General features: G+C 48.6%; 15 protein-coding genes. 11 read left to right on the top strand and 4 right to left on the bottom strand.

Annotated features, from left to right (window positions below):
• Nucleotide 1: 1 nt before the first annotated feature.
• Nucleotides 2–1,186 (bottom strand): HlyD family secretion protein, encoded by a 1,185-nt coding sequence (locus ACJJI8_RS03105; RefSeq protein WP_444934231.1) that lies wholly within the window; start codon nt 1,184–1,186, stop codon nt 2–4.
• Between the two features lie 973 nt (nt 1,187–2,159).
• Between ACJJI8_RS03105 and ACJJI8_RS03110 the strand changes: the two genes are divergently transcribed.
• On the top strand, nt 2,160–2,477 hold the full coding sequence (locus ACJJI8_RS03110; RefSeq protein ID WP_444934232.1) for a hypothetical protein: 318 nt from the start codon (nt 2,160–2,162) through the stop codon (nt 2,475–2,477).
• A 107-nt stretch (nt 2,478–2,584) separates the two neighbouring features.
• On the opposite strand, the gene ACJJI8_RS03115 is transcribed toward ACJJI8_RS03110, so the two are convergent.
• Nucleotides 2,585–5,458, bottom strand: coding sequence for a TonB-dependent receptor (locus ACJJI8_RS03115; protein ID WP_444934233.1), 2,874 nt, complete (start codon nt 5,456–5,458; stop codon nt 2,585–2,587).
• 497 nt (nt 5,459–5,955) lie between these two features.
• Nucleotides 5,956–6,657, bottom strand: a complete 702-nt coding sequence (locus tag ACJJI8_RS03120; RefSeq protein WP_444907202.1) for a glutamine amidotransferase-related protein — start codon at nt 6,655–6,657, stop codon at nt 5,956–5,958.
• Between the two features lie 315 nt (nt 6,658–6,972).
• Here ACJJI8_RS03120 and ACJJI8_RS03125 point away from each other — a divergent pair, with 315 nt between their 5' ends.
• The 4 genes from ACJJI8_RS03125 (at nt 6,973) to ACJJI8_RS03140 (ending at nt 12,179) form a co-directional block, all read left to right on the top strand.
• On the top strand, nt 6,973–8,574 hold the full coding sequence (locus ACJJI8_RS03125) for an AbgT family transporter (RefSeq protein WP_444896033.1): 1,602 nt from the start codon (nt 6,973–6,975) through the stop codon (nt 8,572–8,574).
• A gap of 736 nt (nt 8,575–9,310) precedes the next feature.
• Nucleotides 9,311–10,369 carry an AraC family transcriptional regulator gene (locus ACJJI8_RS03130; protein ID WP_444934234.1) on the top strand — a complete coding sequence of 353 codons (1,059 nt, stop codon included), beginning with the start codon at nt 9,311–9,313 and terminating at the stop codon, nt 10,367–10,369.
• A gap of 396 nt (nt 10,370–10,765) precedes the next feature.
• Nucleotides 10,766–11,020 (top strand): hypothetical protein, encoded by a 255-nt coding sequence (locus tag ACJJI8_RS03135; RefSeq protein WP_413663408.1) that lies wholly within the window; start codon nt 10,766–10,768, stop codon nt 11,018–11,020.
• 52 nt (nt 11,021–11,072) lie between these two features.
• Nucleotides 11,073–12,179, top strand: coding sequence for a YHYH protein (locus ACJJI8_RS03140; protein ID WP_444934235.1), 1,107 nt, complete (start codon nt 11,073–11,075; stop codon nt 12,177–12,179).
• Nucleotides 12,180–12,261: 82 nt separating this feature from the next.
• On the opposite strand, the gene radA is transcribed toward ACJJI8_RS03140, so the two are convergent.
• Complete coding sequence (radA, locus tag ACJJI8_RS03145) at nt 12,262–13,656, bottom strand: DNA repair protein RadA (protein WP_444934236.1); 1,395 nt, start codon at nt 13,654–13,656, stop codon at nt 12,262–12,264.
• Between the two features lie 261 nt (nt 13,657–13,917).
• On the opposite strand from radA, the gene ACJJI8_RS03150 reads away from it, so the two are divergent.
• The 6 genes from ACJJI8_RS03150 to ACJJI8_RS03175 all read left to right on the top strand — a co-directional run bounded on the left by ACJJI8_RS03150 (nt 13,918) and on the right by ACJJI8_RS03175 (nt 18,739).
• The gene (locus tag ACJJI8_RS03150) at nt 13,918–14,361 is read left to right on the top strand and encodes a pseudoazurin (protein WP_444934237.1); all 444 of its coding nucleotides are present in this window, start codon (nt 13,918–13,920) and stop codon (nt 14,359–14,361) included.
• 13 nt (nt 14,362–14,374) lie between these two features.
• Nucleotides 14,375–15,172, top strand: a complete 798-nt coding sequence (locus ACJJI8_RS03155; protein ID WP_444934238.1) for an oxygen-binding di-iron domain-containing protein — start codon at nt 14,375–14,377, stop codon at nt 15,170–15,172.
• A gap of 81 nt (nt 15,173–15,253) precedes the next feature.
• Nucleotides 15,254–15,601, top strand: a complete 348-nt coding sequence (locus tag ACJJI8_RS03160; protein ID WP_444934239.1) for a hypothetical protein — start codon at nt 15,254–15,256, stop codon at nt 15,599–15,601.
• Nucleotides 15,602–15,709: 108 nt separating this feature from the next.
• A complete protein-coding gene (locus tag ACJJI8_RS03165; protein ID WP_444915465.1) occupies nt 15,710–16,198 on the top strand; it encodes a DUF411 domain-containing protein in 489 nt (162 codons plus the stop codon).
• 11 nt (nt 16,199–16,209) lie between these two features.
• Nucleotides 16,210–18,000: a copper resistance system multicopper oxidase gene (locus ACJJI8_RS03170; RefSeq protein ID WP_444934240.1), complete on the top strand. Its 1,791-nt coding sequence runs from the start codon at nt 16,210–16,212 to the stop codon at nt 17,998–18,000.
• On the top strand, nt 17,993–18,739 hold the full coding sequence (locus tag ACJJI8_RS03175) for a copper resistance protein B (RefSeq protein ID WP_444934241.1): 747 nt from the start codon (nt 17,993–17,995) through the stop codon (nt 18,737–18,739). The genes ACJJI8_RS03170 and ACJJI8_RS03175 overlap by 8 nt, the downstream gene beginning before the upstream one ends.
• The last annotated feature ends 95 nt before the right edge of the window (nt 18,740–18,834 follow it).

Here is an 18,834-nt window from a genome sequence, read left to right on the forward strand (position 1 = left end):
GTTACGCTCCCTCTTCCACTGTCTCTGCGGGAGCTTTGCCCGAGAGTATCTCACCCGTCCTTTGTAGAAGCAGTTGGTATGGTGTTTTCTTGCCTGTGGCAATTTCTACCCTGGCCGGTAAATCATGCAGTAAAGGGAGATGGGGCGGTGCTTCACCTTGTAAGGATAGCTGTACAAGAACTTTGCCTTGCTGGACGGCACTAGCGACCCGTTCTACTCGGGCCTCCAATTGCCCATAACGGGCCCAGGAAAATCCATCCAGTTTTACTTGGGCCTTCTGTCCGGGCTGGATATGTCCCAGAGCTAATGCCGGAGGAAAAAATGCCTGAACCGAGATAAGGCCCTCTGCCTGAATAGTCGCTATTTGCTGACCTGCCGCAAGAACCTCGCCCTCCCTAATTTCTGCAAGGGCGGCGAGTTTTCCGGCAATTGGTGTCCGCAATTTTTGCTCATTCACTGCCAGGTGGCCTTGCTGGATACGGGTATCTACTTCTGCAAGCTTGCCATCTATATCTTGATTTCGTTGCGTTAAGCTACTCACTTCCAACTTATATTCACTGATTAACTGTGCTCTTCGATCCTCCAAAGCGCGAATATCCGCTTGTAGTTTAAGTGTCGCCATTGCCATTTGCTGGTAGGCACGCTTTGCGGCTAAATAATCCAACTCTGAACTTTGCTGTTTCTCCAGTAATCGCTCATAGCGATCAGCAACCTCCGCTTGAATTTTTTGATTGCTAACCTGAAGTTGGTACCTTTGCTCCAGAAGCTTCAACTGATCGCTAAGGGATTTTTCATCTTCGCCAAATTTTTTATCTAGTAACCGTCGCTCTCGCTGAACTGAGCCAAGTTGGTCCTTCAAGCTTTCAGATACTTTGGTATCGCCCTTTAAACTCAAGTCAAGTACGGACGTATCAAGTTGTACCAGGGTATCCCCAGCCTCAAGGGTATCACCTAGTTCAGCATCAACGGTGATCACACGACCAATCCTCTGGGTACTCACATGAATTGTGTTTTGCTCCTGCTCCAACCGCGCATCGTCACTTACGCTATAGATGGTGATATCTTTCGTAAAAAACCAAATTAACCAAGCAATCAGAATTAAAAATCCTAACGAGGTAGCAACAACCAAAGCGCGGATAGAGTCTGAGGCAATAGCTCGAGTAGTATGAGAAAAAGGCGTTGACAATGCAGTAAACCTATTAGTCAACCTGCAAGGCAGGTAAAGAATTAAATCTCTGTTTTTGCAAATTATTGTAAACTAACCGCCCCAAATTAGATTTGTTAAATTTAAATTTTTTACATTGAGGAGTCAATTAAAGTCTATACTTCATTTCTCGACAAATAACAATCATTTCACACTTTTAATCTACTCATTACAAGCGTGCTTAGCCCCCCTGATGTCACCGATATCAATTCATTCATGACTTCCCTACTAGGATTACCTAATAAGAAGCAAGGTATATCGATGTCGCACATATTGATATTAAGTTTGTATTAAGCCGCATAGGAATATAATTGCCGGACAGAAGTACCCTTGTCTTATTACAAGCCTTTGCCACCAAAAATCTTAGCTTTAAAAAGAAAACCGACTAGTCTGCATACTTCACGCTTGCATGAATCTTACCCGTATGACCAGTACATTAGCCGCCTTCCTTAGATAAGCTATACTTCTCGACAACTGAAAATTTCTTTCCGGTTTGACAGACCTATACAACGATATGGGAAATTAACTCAGCGATAGAACACTCTAAATCACAGCATATTTATTTTTTATACTAAATTTGAGTAACAGATATCTTTAACCCCCGACAAAGCCGAATTATAAATTATTTACGCATTGCGTATTTCGCAATACATTTCGCTGATAATTGAGCTTCCTCCAAATCGACACATCAATCTCATTGATCGACCAACCACAAACCACCACCCACTTTTCACATATAAAATATCGCTATATAAATGCACAGGCAACTAAAAGATTTTGAGTTACAGACATTAAAACCCTCTACTATGAAAACTATGATCAACTACATTATTCAACCACTTCTCTTTATTAAAAGCTAAAATTAAACCTTAAAGAATGACCAACCAAGACAAACTTATGACAAATACACTTTAGGACAGACACCAATTTAACTAATTCAAACCGGAAACCAAGTATGGCCAGCTGCAAAATTTATCTTGATGAGTCTAAGCTATCTCCAGATTCAACCCCATCCTTTTTAACAGAGCTACTAAACCGGGAGCTTGATGTAGAAGAAGATACTGCTGTTGTGATCATACCTGCCACCTTAGCAGTTCCTGCAGGCTGCTATATTGAAATATTATGCAAAAGGCAACCCAACAGGACTCATCAGGTCCTACAAAGTCTTGCCATTCAAATTGATGAATCCGCTCGTAGATTATTTCAAATCGAAGAGCCAATTAGAGTTCGAATTATTATGCTGGAAGAAGATTTTTTCTTTGGGGTAAATTAAAAAGAATAAAGCTTATAGCACAGACAAACAACCAAAGATTAAACCATATAAGTCCAGGCAAGTTTTTACTTGCCTGGACTTAATAAACATTAAGTTAAAAATCAAATCTAGTTAAAATCATATCTAAAACCTAAGCGAATACTGCGAGGAGTTTGATAATAATAAGCACGCCCAAAGTATTCATATGGCTCTGATGTCCCATCAAGATCACCTTGTTCCTCTACTTCTAAAACAGCATCATCATTAAATACATTAAAAACATCCAAACTAACCAACAACCTCTGATTGTCGGCAAGCTCAATCGGGTATTGCGCATTTAAGTCAAGGTTCCAGTAATCATCGGTTCTTCCCAAACTACCCCGTGAATTGAGCTCCCCTTGACAATAAAAAGATTCAGATCCATATGCTTGGGCAAAAACATCAGTGGGATGCATTCCAAAGCAATTTTTTGGGCGACCCGTTTGCCACATAAAATTAGTCCCTAATCTCAATCCCATATCAAAGCTGTAAGTACCAAATGCCTTTACCGTGTGCCTGCGATCATTTGGCAAGTTACCATACCCACCTTGTATCAATCCCGGTTGATCAAAGTTAGTTGTTAAACCTGAATCTGTTTGCCCATTATCTGAGCGAACGTAACCTTCATTATTACCCCAGCTATGCCCCCAAGTATACGAGGCATCTAATGACCACCTGCCATCAAATGGGCGCTTGAACGTAAATTCAACTGCACCATATTGTCGCTTCGCTTCTGGATACCTTAATTGAGCTGCCGATAAATTGATATATTCACCCTGTTCAGGGATATAAATCCGCATATTGTTGCCGGGGTTAGTCAATACGTACTGATGGAAGCCTCCAAATATATCTTCGACACTTGCTCCATCAACTTTGGATGCATCCCAAGTACCTGACGAGTTATAGTAGTCAATTACCGCAGCATCAATTGCCAAGTCTTCCAACGCGACTTCCAAATTGCGATAAATACCACGTACACCCAGCTGAATACCACTATCCATAATATATTCGTAGCCAAGAATATACTCAGACTGATACATTGGATCAATATTCTTATCTACAACACTTTCGGTGTCCTTTAAGCTCCCATCAGCATAGTAGCCAAGACCGTCAGATTCACCTAAGTTACACGGAGTTGCGTCATTATTCAGGCAAGAACCATCCCAGTCGAACCACTCAGTGGTATATAATTCTGTACCCGCAAGTCTTACATTCGTATTTGAAGCCACAGGAAGGTAATAAAGGCCAAAATTTGCAAATACCTTTTGCTTTCCTTCGCCAGTTGGGTCCCACACAGTAGAAAATCGAGGTGCCCACTGATCACTCACATCAATAAATTTCTCTCCAGCAGCATTTTTATTGGTAAAAGTCTCATTCCGTAAACCCAACTGAACAGACCAGTCATCTGTTATCTGCCAGGTATCCTGCAAATAAAAAGCTGTAGACTCTGTTTCAAAGCTGCCCACATTTTCATAAATAAGGTTGCGAGCCCGCCCTAGCTCTGGATAGAGCCTCCACACCTCTCCTCCTGAATATGTGGTATTTTCTGTAAGACTATTTGCCTCATTATCAATACCAACTTCAACAAAGTGATCATTAATAGCCCAAGAAAAATCTACACGGAACATTTCCCGTGTATCTTCACCAACTTCCACTGTCGATCCAACCCATTCACCGATTGATACTCGACCCGGGTTATACCAATAAACAGTAGAAGCATCTTTATTTTCCGGTATTTCACTTCGGTCCTGTGTGTTTTCGCCATAGGAAATACTTAAAGTCATATTATCATTTAAATTCCCGATGTAGGAAGCTATCCAATTAAAACCTCCCCTTCCATAAACAATATCTCCGATATATTCGCCTGTTTGCTCTGTGTCGGAATCATAGTTATAAATGCCTTCTACAATATCTCTTTCATCACTAAAGGCGGTAAGCTCTATTCGATGATCTTCAGTAATATAGCCATCTATTTTTACTCCCCAAAAATCTGATTCGGTTTCCTCTTTATAGCCACGACCACTGGTCATCCCATAGTATTCTTTGTTTTTTAAAACACCACTATAGAGAGCATAAAAGAACAACCTATCTTCTATGATTGGCCCTGAAGCATAAATATTTGCCTCCCGGGCATTTAGTTCATCCTGATCATTATCGTAAACGAAGGTATTTGGAGCGGTTTCAGTCTCCTCATCAAAATAAAAACTATTACCAAATTTAAATTCATTAGAACCACTCTTGGTAGTGGCGTTCATTACCCCACCCGTAGAGCGGCCAAATTTGGCTGAATAGCCACCAGTTTTTATCTGTATATTATCGTAAAATTCAAATGGAACTGTAGAGTAACCCAATCCGTTTCTAAAATTAGTAGTATTTAATCCGTTAATATAACTGACATTTTCTGCAATTGATGCTCCAGCAAAACTAGTCCCACCACCAAACTCATCAAAGGTACGATCGCCTCTGGAAACACTTGGCGCTAAAAGCGTTACAGAATCTAAATTTCGAGCTACAGGAAGCTCAACAATTTCATCTGATGAAATAACCAAACCTGATTCGGCAATCCCTGTATCCAACTGAGAAATTCTCTGCCCTTGAACAATAACTTCCTCCATTTCATAAGTATCGCCAAGAGCAATATTAATAGTCCCCCCCAAACTCACCGATACTGAACGAGATTCCGTAATTTGACCATCTGAATGAAGTTCTAGCTGGTACTCTCCAGGCGGCAAGCTCCCCACTCTGAACTCGCCTCCATTACCTATAGAAACATCCTTGGAAATACCTCGAGCAATATCTGTAATTCTTACTTTGTCTGCTTTTTCAGTATTTAACACAGTCCCCCTAATCGTACCCGTCGTATTGTCTGCCAGAACAATTGAGCTTATCGAAAGAGTGGCACCAATAGAGATCGCCAACAGGCTTTTAGAGAACCCCTTCTTAACTTTACATATAGAAACCATAAAACCCCCAGAAATTATCTTTATTTAAATAACTGGGACGCAATCTGGTACATCGAGATAAGCATCCCGAGAAAACTCATTCTCAACTTTGCAAATAAAAAACACACATAAAAATTGCAAATCAGTTCTCAAAAACAACAAAACCTTAAAGGGTTTTAATAAAAATCAAACAAAAGTCTGATATGCGTTATAGAGACCATGCACACGCTCAATAAAGAAAAAAATTAAAACGCCATTAAAGCAAATAAGACGAATGACAGATTCAGAAAGTGGTACGAAAAAGCTAACTGTGAAAGCTGAATATTTAACGCTTATATATTCCTCATAATATGAAGAAAACGAAATAAACTAATAAACAACAAGCCATTTCTACTTGAAAGGGAATGCCAACATCAGCCATCGAATTTAGTCTATTGAGTATTAATCAAATATTTGTATGAGGAGAACCAAGTATAAAAAGGTGGGCTACCCCACCTTAAAGTTTAGCTGGCGTAATACTACTTACGTAAAAACTCCAACATCCATCTGGCAACTGCATTTTCATGGATATCGTTCTTGAGCGACTCCTGCCCTTTATCAACCACAGCTTCACCAAAAGCCTGCCGTCGAAGCTCCATTAAGCTATTCGAGTAGGGCTTAGTGAATTCCGGATGCGCCTGGAAGCTAAGCATATGATCATCCACCTGCACCATTGCCATTGGGCAGAACTCACTGGAAGCCAGTACTCGCCCACCAAGCGGCAGCTGATCCACCTGATCCTGATGCGTTACTAAGAGACTAAAGTTGGGGGCGGGTTCAGACATCCAGCTAGGCGTCTCCTGCATTTCGTAGGTGTGCACCCCCAGCCCCCAGCCCTTATCTGACTTACGAGCCCGGCCTCCCAGTGCCTGGGCAATTAACTGGTGACCAAAGCAAATACCAATGGTCGGCTTTTTCTCACCATGTAACTTGCGTACAAAATCCATTAAGGGCGCAATCCAGGGTTTGTCGTCATAAACGCCTGTCTTGCTACCGGTAATCAGGTAAGCATCTACTTCATCTATATGGTCGGGATACTGGCCGTGCTGGACTTCGTAGGTGTTAAACTCCAAATTGGAGTCCTGGTCGCGCAACAAGTCGGCAAACATCTCCGGGTACTCCCCAAATTCGCCGACAAGCTCTTTGCGCACATCATCGGTTTTTAAAATTCCAATCTTCATTATTTTCACCGCTGAATTGACTACATAGTATTGGGATTATGGCATATCCAGTCATCAGAGACCGCAATCAGAAAGATTTGCCCCACTGTAACAAGCGCCATAACAGCACATCTTTCATCATAGATCTTTTACCTATCCGGGTCGCCTGATAGCTCTTTGGCCTACCGCCTAGGAGCAACATTTCTCTCTGGGCATTCTTAGCTGAAGTAGTTTTGTGTATGATCTCGGCTTTAGCACATTTTTCAGCCAACCCTTCGGCTACAAGGCGGCCCAGAGGCAATTAGGGTCGCTTGCAGTAACGACTGAGGACCAACAATGACCACAACAACCTCCCCGAGTGATCGGCAGGACAGTCCCCCAGGGCGCAAGACAGCCTTTATCCGCTTCTTAGATGCAGTGGAATGGCTCGGCAACCTTCTCCCCCACCCAATCACACTGTTCGCACTATTCGCCGTTAGCGTGATAGTCATTAGTGGTATCGCTTCTTACTTTGGCCTGTCTGTCCCCGACCCCCGCCCGGTTGGCGCTGCTGGCCGAGCGCCAGATGGCGTTATTGAGGTTTTCAACCTTATGAGTGGCGATGGCCTCAGGATGATCGTTACCAGTCTGGTTAAGAATTTCACCGGATTTGCTCCTCTGGGGACAGTTTTGGTGGCTCTATTGGGGGTTGCGATTGCCGAGCACTCCGGCCTGTTAAGTGCCGCTGTTCGCGGCCTGGTACTCCAGGCTTCCAAACGCACAGTCACTGTCATAGTGGTTTTTGCCGGTATCATCTCTAATACCGCCTCTGAATTGGGCTACGTGGTACTGATCCCATTAGCCGCAATGATTTTCCACTCCCTCGGTCGACACCCTATCGCTGGCCTGGCCGCCGCGTTTGCCGGTGTCTCTGGCGGCTACAGTGCTAACTTGCTGCTGGGAACGGTGGACCCGCTGCTATCGGGGATCACAGAATCAGCAGCCCATATGATCGACCCGACCTACTCCGTGGGCCCGGAAGTAAACTGGTTCTTTATGATTGTCAGTACCTTCCTGATCACCGGGGTTGGTAGCTGGGTGACCATGAAGATCGTAGAACCCAAGCTGGGTAAATATGATCCCAGTGAAGCATCTGTCGACCTGACTCAAGACAAAGTTGGCACCCTGACCGACGCCGAGAAGCGCGGCCTTAAGTACGCAGGTTTGGCTGTTTTGGGCGTATCTGCAGTACTCGCTTTGACGGTGGTGCCTGAGTGGGGTGTTTTACGTAATCCCGAGACAGGCTTGGTCGCGGGCTCTCCGTTCCTAAAAGGTATCGTCTCACTGATCCTGGTGTTCTTCGCTATCCCGGGATTTGTTTACGGTAAGGTTGTCGGCACCATGAAGAATGACCGAGATGTCATTGATGCCATGGCCAAGAGCATGAACAGTATGGGGATGTACATTGTCCTGGTGTTCTTTGCTGCGCAGTTTGTCGCCTTCTTTAAGATCACCAACCTGGGCACCATTTTTGCCGTTTTAGGTGCTGATGCGCTACAAAGCATCGGCCTCACTGGGCCACTACTGTTCCTGTTCTTCATCATGATGTGTGGCTTTGTGAACTTAATGCTGGGCAGTGCCTCTGCTCAGTGGGCAGTGACAGCTCCCATTTTTGTACCCATGCTGATGCTGCTGGGCTACGCCCCGGAAGTAATCCAGGCGGCCTACCGTATCGGTGACTCTGTGACCAACGTTATCACGCCGATGATGAGTTACTTTGGCCTGATCATTACTTTTGCTGCGCGCTATAAGAAAGACTTGGGCATGGGTACATTGATCGCCACTATGATCCCCTATTCCATCTTCTTCTTTATCGGATGGACAGCCCTGTTCTTCATCTGGGTTTTTGCCCTGGGACTGCCCGTCGGCCCCGGTGCAGCTACCTACTATGGTGGCTAATCCACTGATTAATCAGTAATCCTAGAGCCCGCTTATGCGGGCTTTTTTGTCTCCCCAAAATGACCGTACATTTGAACTGGTCATTTATATCCGCTGGTAACTACCCAAAAAGTGTTAAAGCGTTCCTGAAATCACCAGTCATTCAAGATAGCTTTAGGCAGGGGTAAAAAAGTGGATAAATTAAGAAAAAATTATTATTCCCAGATATGGAGTCACCATAAAACAAAAAAATTTTTTTGCTGTCATAAGGGAATAAAGTTTCAATGTATTAACTTTAATTGGTATTTTTTTTCATTAGGTGACATTTTGATTATAAGCAAAAGCCAAAAGCCCTTCGAATCCACAAAAAAAAACAAGTAATATAGGCCTTGAAATAATACTTAGCGGAGACTGATAGGCGGATTGCGCCAGTTTCGGCTGCCTTGTTTTAATCTCATATATTATTTTCTCAGGATGAGTCGTGTGCACTTTGTGGTAGTTAGTGCAGTAACAGTTATCCATAGCGCACAATACATATCAGGAATTCGAAATAAAACAGGCATTCGCCAATATGACGGTTTTGCAAATCCGTCAGACAATGCCCAGGAATGTGTAATCCTGGAATTTGCATTTATTTGTAGATTCCTAAAATTATCGGGCGCGCCTATCAGTTGAATATTTCCGCTCAAATAGAAGTTGCGACCCGGCACGCCTAATAATTAAATCAGGCTGGGTTCTTGGAAGGATTTGGAAGAAATTGACCCAACAAATAAGAGCTAAGCTGTTAACCGGCTTTTATGACCAAGTATCCCAGCTAAACGGCTGCCCGGAAACACTGCTTAATAGCGCCGGTATTAACCCCGAGCAGGTTGAAAAACTCGAGGGGTATCTCCCGTTGAGTAAAGTGACTGACCTTGTTGAAAAGGCCGCACGACAACTCAATTGCGCGGATTTCGGACTGAGACTGGCAAAAAGCCAGGGGGCTGCCGCCCTCAGTTCTCTTGGAGCAGCAGTATTGCAGTCGTTGACCCTCGGGGAATTCCTCAATGCTGCCGTAAAGCAATTCGCCGCCCCTCCTTATAACCTGCGAGTTGAATTGGAAGTAAAAGGGCTCCAAACGTTTATAACTTTTCATTGTTTAAATGATTTAGAAAGTTATATACCTTCGGACTCTCCATTACCTCTCGAGCTATTCCGGGAATTTCTCCTTGGGGTTTCTGTTGTCGCACTACAAATATTATGTGGTGAAAAGTTCAATCTGGAGGCGGTTCATTTAAAGTCCAAACAGCCGCTCCACGACCAATATGAAAACTTTTTTGGTACAAATGTACAGTTTTTACAAAATAGCGACACCTTGATTCTAAGTAGCGGCCAGTTAGCCCAACCGACCGAGAAGTGCAACCCGGTTTTAAGGCCTCTATTAAAGTCTTATATCGACAAAGTACTGGAACAAGGTGAGTCAAACCTGATTCACCAGGTAGAACAGCTGATCTATTGCCTGATGCCGCTAAAGCGCTGCAGTTTGCAGGAAGTCGCCAATCAGCTGGGGATGCACAAGCGCACCCTGCAGCGCAGGTTGCGAGATCGGGAATTGGTGTTTGAGGATATTCTCGACCGTATTCGCCGCGAACGCGCAGAACATTACCTCAGTAGAAAGTTGCCACCTATGGCCCAGATTTCCAATATGCTGGGGTATCGGGAGCAGAGCTCATTTAACCGGGCCTGCGACCGCTGGTTTGGTACCACTCCAATGAAAGTTCGCCGCAGGTTGTTGAGTGAAGCTGCGGCGAAAGCTGCACTGGAAACTGAAAGTTAAAGCCCCTTCAGAAAAATACAGAATCAGTCGTGAAACAAGCCAGATTTTAGCTTGTGCCACGACTGATTAAATACCCAGCCTTTCCTACTTACTCATCCCCTAATTCCCACCTCCACCACTGATCAATTAGAGCCTGTCAGATCTCTGGATCATTAGTCGTAAAGTGAGCTCTCCAGCCCCACACTTCTTTACAAGTGATCCACATTACTTACTCATTCCTCGACTATTTTCGATGGCAGTCCCAGGCCAATTCGAGAAGCCAGCCCTTCGCTGAGCGGTAATCGCCATTTCCCGAGTCTATAGTTTCGGGCGACAGCAATAACCTCTGTCAAAACCCAATGAGCAAAGTTGAGGCTCCAGGGACTCCCCTCAAAGTGCCTACGACAGGAGAACACGATGAAAAAAATATTTATCCCAGTAGCAGCCCTCTTACTGGCCACAAATGTATCTGCACAGCCGCGCCAGCCTCCGCAGGAAGCGATTGATGCCTGCAGCAGCTTGGCTGAAGGAGACGCCTGCACTGTCGAGACACCCAGAGGCACATTGGAGGGCACCTGCCGTATGCCCCCGCAGATTGAGCAGCTGGTCTGTGTACCTGCCGGCGGCAAGGGCAAAGGCGGCCCTCGCCCCATGGAAGATGAAGAACAGTAACTCCCAATAAATCGCAACCGGCCAGCGGTACTGTAAATCTTGAGATGTCATTATGAAGAAGTGGTTATTTGTGGGGCTTTGCAGTATTGCGCCTCTCTCGCTGGCTCACGTACCCGATAGCGCCCTGGAGGCTTGTCGAAACCTGTCCAGTGGCGCCAGCTGCTCAATGGAACTGCCCAATGGCCGAGCCAGTGGTCGCTGCCGCAACCACCCCCAATCACATGGCCTAGCTTGTGTTCCCGAGCGCAAACCGACTGCGCGCTCTACAGGAGGGGGCGCCACTGGTGGGCGCCACACCGCTCGCAAACACACAGTAGTGCAATCCGATGGTCTGCAGCACACTGTCCCTGCTACCGAAGCGCCGATTACCTTTAGTGAAGTGAGTATCAGTATCCAGGGACCCTGGCGCGTTATTGAGGCCAACGGTATTTCCGAGCATAAGACTGGTACCTTCCCCAATCGCGGCAATCCCCATGAAATCGAGGTGCAGCGCTACCGTTTCCGAGTTCCGGCTATCCCCCAAATTGCCGCTCAATCTACACCGGTTCCGTTGCAGAATTTTGGTATCGGACTGAACGGAGTGCCTTTCGACCCCAGTGCTGCGGAATGGTACCTGGGCAATCGGGGACGCTGGCGCTACGAAGCCCTATCCGGCGCGATTCAGCTGGGTGTAGACGATAACTACGCCCATGTTCAGCCCAATGGTGCCTATCACTATCACGGAATTCCCACCGGTTTATTACAGCGCCTGGGGGTATCGAAGGAAAGGCATTCGCCACTGATTGGCTGGGCTGCCGATGGATTCCCCATTTATGCCCTGTACGCCTATGCCGATGGTTGGGAACCGAAATCCGGGATTGCGGCAATGACTTCAAGTTATCAGGTGAAACCCGGGAAACGCCCCAAGGGCAGTAAAGAACCCGGTGGCTACTACGATGGTACCTTTGTGGATGATTACCACTATGTGGCTGGCTCCGGCACATTGGATGAGTGCAACGGCAGAATGGTTCGCACCCCGGAATTCCCCAAGGGCACCTATGCCTATTTTCTAACAGAGGACTGGCCCATTATCCCGCGCTGTTACAAGGGCACTCCGTCAGAGGATTTTCGTCGGGGCCCCGGTAACAACCGGCGCAAGGGTGCAACTAGGCGCCCCTAGCGCAGGAGGCTCTGAAAGCTCACTTCTCCAGGGGAATACGCAAGGTATTCCCCTGTCAAAACAGCCGTCCCCGGCTGGGCTGTCAGCTCATATCAATTACTGCCAGCGCTTCCGCCAGGGTTTTGACCGAGTGCATTTCCATTCCCTCGATATCGTTCTTCAGGCGGTTGGCTGCAGGCACAATGGCTTTGCGGAAACCGTGTTTGGCGGCCTCGCGCAAACGCTCCTGGCCCGAGGGCACCGGGCGAATCTCGCCTGACAGCCCCACTTCCCCGAATACCACCAGATCCCGGGGCAGGACACGGTTGCGGAAACTGGAGACTACCGCCAATAAGAGTGTCAGGTCGGCGCTGGTTTCCATCACCTTTACCCCGCCGACCACATTGATAAAGACATCCTGGTCCCCCACCAAGACCCCACCGTGGCGATGCAACACAGCGAGCAGCATGTTCAAGCGGTTCTGGTCGAGGCCCACCGCTACCCGGCGGGGGTTGCCGAGACTGCTATCGTCCACCAGGGCCTGCAACTCTACCAACAGCGGCCGGGTGCCCTCCCACACCGAAGTCACCACAGAACCGGCTGCGATCTCCTCGGCCCTTTGCAGGAAAATGGCTGAGGGATTGGATACCTCTTTCAGGCCCTGCTCTGTCATGGCAAACACGCCGAGTTCATTGACGGCCCCAAAGCGATTTTTATGCGCTCGCAGTGTGCGGAAGCGGGAGTCGTGGGTGCCTTCGAGGAGAATGGAGCAGTCGATAATATGTTCCAGCACCTTGGGGCCCGCGAGACTGCCATCTTTGGTGACATGCCCCACCAGGATCAGCGCCGTGCCGGTCTGCTTGGCAAAGCGGGTCAGGTAGGCCGCACTCTCGCGCACCTGTGCCACAGAGCCCGGTGCCGATTGCACATCGCTCATGTGCATCACCTGGATCGAGTCCACTACCATAACCCGAGGATTCACTTCCTTGGCCGCCAGGCAAATACGCTCCACATCGGTTTCACTGAGCAATTGCAGAGACTCCGTGGGCAGCCCCAAGCGCTTAGCGCGCATAGCAACCTGCTGGAGAGATTCCTCGCCGGTGATGTATAGCGCCGGCATTGAAGTCGCGAGATGGCACAGGGTCTGGAGTAAAACAGTGGATTTACCCGCACCGGGATGGCCGCCGATCAATACGACGGAGCCAGGCACCAGCCCGCCGCCTAGCACTCGATCCAGTTCCGAGGCCGTAGTGGGAATACGCGGCAATTCACTGAGGTCGATTTCCGATAGTTTTTGTACTTTGCCAGCACCAGCGGAACCGGCGTAACCACTTTGTGCATCGGTAAAATTCGCGGCGCGACTGTCCTTGTGATCCGGTCCCAGGCGTACTTCCGATAGGCTATTCCAAGTGCCACAAGCACTACACTGCCCTGCCCATTTGGTGTAGTCAGCGCCGCATTCATTACACACGTAGGCAGTTTTACGTTTTGTGGCCAAAGCACTCTCCCGAAAAGTCACAGAATTGATCGGCGCACAGTTTACCCCTTATCCGGCCGAGGCGGGTGGTGCTCAGCAGTCTAAAATGACTCTCCTACACGGATCCCTTCTATTGGCATCTTCTCCTTCTAATTGGTCTATCTACGCGATTGATCTAGATCAATTCACCCAGCCCCCTCCGAGATAACATCCGCCGCTGCCTCTACCCACTAATGGGGAGGCGCTGAACAACACTGACTAACCATCGAACAGGAAGTAAGTATGTCGTCTATTACTCTTCGCGGCGCGATTCTGGCGCTCGCCATGGCCTCGACCTCCGCCCTGGCTGCGGATCACGAAGTTAAGATGCTGAACCAGGGCAAGGACGGCATGATGACTTTTGAACCGGCATTTCTCGCAGTAGCACCGGGCGATTCTGTCACCTTCCTGCCCACTGATGCGGCCCACAACACTCACTCAGTTTTGTCCCCTGCCGAGGGCGCTACCTGGAATGGCAGCATGGGAGAAAAGGTGACTGTCACTTTGAACCAGGAAGGTGTCTACGTATACCAGTGCGACCCACATCTGCCGCTGGGTATGGTTGGGGTAATTCAGGTAGGTAAGGCAACCAACTTGGAAGAAGCTAAGAAGCATGTCGAAGGCATGAATGCCACCATCGCCATGAACAAGGAGAGGCTCACTCAATACCTCGGCCAAGTCCAATAAGAGGAGTCGCGGCGTGGACATCCTATTTGAAAAAGGTCACCACCTGGTTGCGCGGTTCGGCGATTTGGTTAAAGAGCAGAATGGCAGCGATGGGGTACAGGCCAATCAATTTGTTATTCGCCGCGGCACCAAAGGGGCGCTTATCGATCCTGGCGGCGATCTGACTTACACACACCTCACCATTGAGCTCAGCCGCCATTTGAACCTGAGCGAACTGGACCTGATCCTGGCCTCTCACCAGGATCCGGATATTATCGCCTCGCTGCCGCGCTGGATGCTGCATTCGCGCTGTAAGGTGGCCGTGTCGAAGCTGTGGTCGCGGTTTTTGCCACACCTGGTTTCCGGCTTTGTCGCCTCGCGTGCCGGTGCTGAACGCTGGCAGGAACGGATCATGCCTCTGGACGATAAGGGAGAAATTATCCCCTTCAGCGACAGCGAGATCTGGGCGCTGCCAGCACACTTTATGCACTCCTGTGGCAACTTCAGTTTTTATGATCCGGTCAGCCGCATATTATTTTCCGGCGATATCGGTGCCTCACTCGGTGGTGAGGAGGGCGAAGTCAAAGATTTCGACGAGCACCTGCCGTCGATGGAAGGGTTCCACCGCCGCTATATGGGCGGGAACTGGACCTGTCGTCTCTGGGCCAAGATGATTCGGGAACTCAACCCCGCAATGATTGTGCCCCAGCACGGCGGTTACTTTGCTTCGGGCGATGTCAAAGAGCGCTTCCTGGGCTGGCTCGAGCGCCTCGAATGTGGGCCGGACCTGTTGCAACACCAGGACTTCCGCCTGCCCCTGGGCCGCTCTTAATCCGCCATCCCGCAAGCGGGAAGTTGCACCGGCAGAGGCCAGCCCATACACTGCGGGCTGGCTTGTTTTCTGAATACCGCCATGCACACCGGGATCTTCCGCCTATTTTTGCTCATACTGCTACTGGCCTTCGGCGGCCAGGCAGTTGCGTCATCCTGTGCGGAAACACACGAACCCCCAGCGGCATCCATCGCTGCAGAAGAAAAAGGCCATTGCGACGAGGCAACCCTTGAGAACTGCAGCGACAGCCATCCCTCCAGTTGCACTGCTGAATGCAGCTGCTGTGCAGGGCCAGGCACCAGCTCTGCGGTAAACGCTCAATATAAAATCCTTGTATACAACCGCAATCTACTTGTAACTGCCTACCGGGAATTTAATTCCTCTCCAGATCCGGAAATGGCACTGCGCCCACCCATATTCCGCACTTAACGGGCCCCGTATGCCTAGGCATACGCGCACTCCCCAGTTTTACTCCAAATATTTTTTATAAATACTCGCACGCCTGTGTGCGCCCTAAATCTCATCATCGGAGTTCATATGAACCGTTCAATTTTGGTCGCTATTGCGGCGCTACTCACAACCCTGGCATTAAATGCCTGTGCCGAATCTTCAGACCCCAAAAAGGAATCTGTGAGCCTGACCACTTACAAATCCGCCACTTGCGGCTGCTGCAAAATTTGGGTTGAGCATGCCCAACAAAGTGGCTTTGACATCGTAGCAAAGGATGTCGAAGACCTTAACGGCGTGAAAAAGCAGCACCATATCTCTCCGCGCTACCAATCCTGCCACACCACAGTGTCAGAACAGGGCTATGTTTTTGAAGGGCATGTACCTGCAAAGCTGATACAGCGTTTCTTGCAGAATCCACCGCAAGATGCCATTGGCCTCGCAGTGCCAGGTATGCCCCTGGGCAGCCCCGGTATGGAAGTGGGCGACCGTTTTACGCCCTATCAGGTAATGCTGCTTAACAAAGACGGCAGCAGCGAAATTTACGCCGAAATCAATACGGCACAGGAGCAGTTTTAGAAGGGACATCGATGACAGAGAGCTTCCGCACCGACGCCGTATCGAGGCGTACTTTCGTCACAGGTCTCGGAGCGGGAGCCCTGCTGCTGGGGTTATCCCACAGTTCGCGCCCAAACTCGCCTACAGCTTCGGCAACAACCCTGCGCGGTAATCACTTTGATTTATCCATCAGTTACCGCCAGGTAAATCTTACCGGGCGCGAACGACAAGCCCTTACCATTAATGGCAGTCTACCGGGCCCCATTTTGCGCTGGCGGGAAGGGGAAACTGTCACCCTAAATGTCCATAACCAATTACCCGACAAATCCTCCCTACACTGGCACGGTGTTAGGGTACCCAGCGATATGGACGGCGAACCGGGGTTGAGCTTTAACGGCATTCAACCCGGGCAAACATTTCGCTACCGATTCCCTGTGCGCCACAGTGGTACTTATTGGTATCACAGCCAATCCGGGTTTCAACAACAGCGGGGGCTAATTGGGGCAATAGTCATTGATCCGATATCTCCAGAACCATTTTCTTACGAGCGGGATTATGTTGTTGTCCTATCCGATTGGAGCGATGAATCTCCCCAAACTATTTATACCCATCTAAAAAAAGACCCAGACTACTACAACCGGCAACAGCGCACGGCTACAGATTTATGGCGTGAGGTGCGCACAAAAGGTGTCGCACAAACCTGGCGGGACCGGCATCAATGGAACTGGAAACAGCTTTCCGACCGCAGTATCTCCCAGGTCACAGGCGAGACTTACACCTACCTGATTAACGGGCATACACCCGATACCAATTGGACTGCATTATTTAAACCTGGTGAGAGGGTTCGCCTGCGATTAATTAACGCAGCTTCGATGACCTTATTCGACCTGCGTATCCCCGGCCTGAAAATGAAGGTGGTGGCGGCCGATGGACAAAATATCGAGCCCATTAGCGTCGATGAAATTCGTATTGGCAGCGGCGAAACCTATGACGTAATTGTCGAGCCAGAGAGTGAACAGGCCTACAGTATATTTGCGCAGTCCATGGACCGCAGTGGCTATGCGCGAGGCACACTGACAAGTGATATACGTCTGAGCGCAGAGATTCCCGCGATGGATCACCGCCCAGTGCTCACCCGGCAAGATCTGGGACTAGGGAGAAAAACCGAAGAGACAGACACACACTTTAAAACAACCCAAACTGCTCACACCGAAAAACATTCCAATTTGCCCGATGCAACTGAGGGGGGATGGTTTTACGGAAACCTCGCTGCAGCGGGGCTCGGTAGTAATAGCCCTATCATTCACCAGCCAAGTGAATCCGGATTCAGGGTGGATCACCGCGCGCTGACGCCAGCAAACGGCATCTCTGACCCCGGTGTCGGACTCAGAAACCATAAGCATCGTTATAACCGCCGTGTACTGACTTACAGCGACTTGCACAGCAGTGAACCCACCCAGGATGAGCGGGAGCCACAGCGGGAATTACAGTTACACTTGACCGGCAATTATGAGCGCTATCTCTGGTCAATAAATGGTGAAAAATTTCGCGATGCCAGCCCATTATTATTTCGGCACAAAGAGCGCCTGCGCATTACACTGGTCAATGACACTACGCTTCCCCAACCCATGCACTTACACGGTTTTTGGAGTGAGCTGGAAACCGGCGACGGAGAGTATTTACCTCGCAAGCACACGGTGATCGCACAACCCGGATCAAGCATCAGTTACTTAGTCAGCGCCGACACCTATGGCCGCTGGGCTCTGCACAGTCAAATGCTTTACCAGAGGCCCGGTATGTATCGGGAGGTGCGCATTGTTTAAAAATGTTGCAGGGATAGCAGCAACACTATGGATACTTGCTGCCCAGGCCAGCTATGGGCAGGCAGAACCTCAGCATCAGCACCACAGCTACCAGTCCTCTGGCGAGGATAACGAAGGAGAACCCATGGCTGAAGTCAGCCTCGACTATGTGGAACTACGAGGTGATAACGGCGGGGAAATCGAGGGAGACTTCAGTTATGGCGGAGAGCAAAATAAGTTTGTTGCCGAAGTCGACTATGAGCGAAGCAGTGGGGAGACTGAAAAAAATGAACTCTGGGCGCTCTATAGCCGGGCAATTTCAGCAAACTGGAATTTCCTAATTGGAATTCGCCACGATTTTAATCTGGAGACTACCAGCCGGAATTGGGCTGCTGTGGGTATTACTGGAGAGTCTCCCTACAAATTCGAAATGGATGCAGTATTTTTCTATGGAGAACATGGCAGTACTGCATTTCGCCTGGAAGGCGAGTATGAAATAAAGTTGGCACAGGACTGGAATCTGGTCCCACGTATCGAGCTGAACTTTTTTGGGCAGAACGATGAGGCCCGAGGTAGCGGCTCTGGCTTATCGGAAGCGGAAGTCGGCTTTCGGCTCATGTATGAAGTCACCAGGAAATTCTCACCCTATATTGGCGTCCACTATGAACGGGAAGTGGGCAATGCCGCTGATTTCGCCCGTGAAGAAGGTGAGGATGTGGACTCAACCGTATGGGTACTGGGGTTTAGAGCTTGGTTTTGAGAAAATCCAACTTTTATATCTATACAAGTTGTACCACTTCGCATCAGCTGTAACCAACTTTACCACCCCCTCAATCTGTCATAGCATCTAATAGA

Source organism: Microbulbifer maximicatervae (SeqCode) (genome assembly GCF_052467695.1).

Coding starts and splice junctions, on each gene's coding strand:
- ACJJI8_RS03110 (WP_444934232.1), top strand. CDS start 2,160: ATGGCCAGCTGCAAAATTTATCTTGATGAGTCTAAGCTATCTCCAGAT.
- ACJJI8_RS03120 (WP_444907202.1), bottom strand. CDS start 6,657: ATGAAGATTGGAATTTTAAAAACCGATGATGTGCGCAAAGAGCTTGTC.
- ACJJI8_RS03165 (WP_444915465.1), top strand. CDS start 15,710: ATGAACCGTTCAATTTTGGTCGCTATTGCGGCGCTACTCACAACCCTG.
- ACJJI8_RS03125 (WP_444896033.1), top strand. CDS start 6,973: ATGACCACAACAACCTCCCCGAGTGATCGGCAGGACAGTCCCCCAGGG.
- ACJJI8_RS03135 (WP_413663408.1), top strand. CDS start 10,766: ATGAAAAAAATATTTATCCCAGTAGCAGCCCTCTTACTGGCCACAAAT.
- ACJJI8_RS03160 (WP_444934239.1), top strand. CDS start 15,254: ATGCACACCGGGATCTTCCGCCTATTTTTGCTCATACTGCTACTGGCC.
- ACJJI8_RS03170 (WP_444934240.1), top strand. CDS start 16,210: ATGACAGAGAGCTTCCGCACCGACGCCGTATCGAGGCGTACTTTCGTC.
- ACJJI8_RS03150 (WP_444934237.1), top strand. CDS start 13,918: ATGTCGTCTATTACTCTTCGCGGCGCGATTCTGGCGCTCGCCATGGCC.
- ACJJI8_RS03140 (WP_444934235.1), top strand. CDS start 11,073: ATGAAGAAGTGGTTATTTGTGGGGCTTTGCAGTATTGCGCCTCTCTCG.
- ACJJI8_RS03115 (WP_444934233.1), bottom strand. CDS start 5,458: ATGGTTTCTATATGTAAAGTTAAGAAGGGGTTCTCTAAAAGCCTGTTG.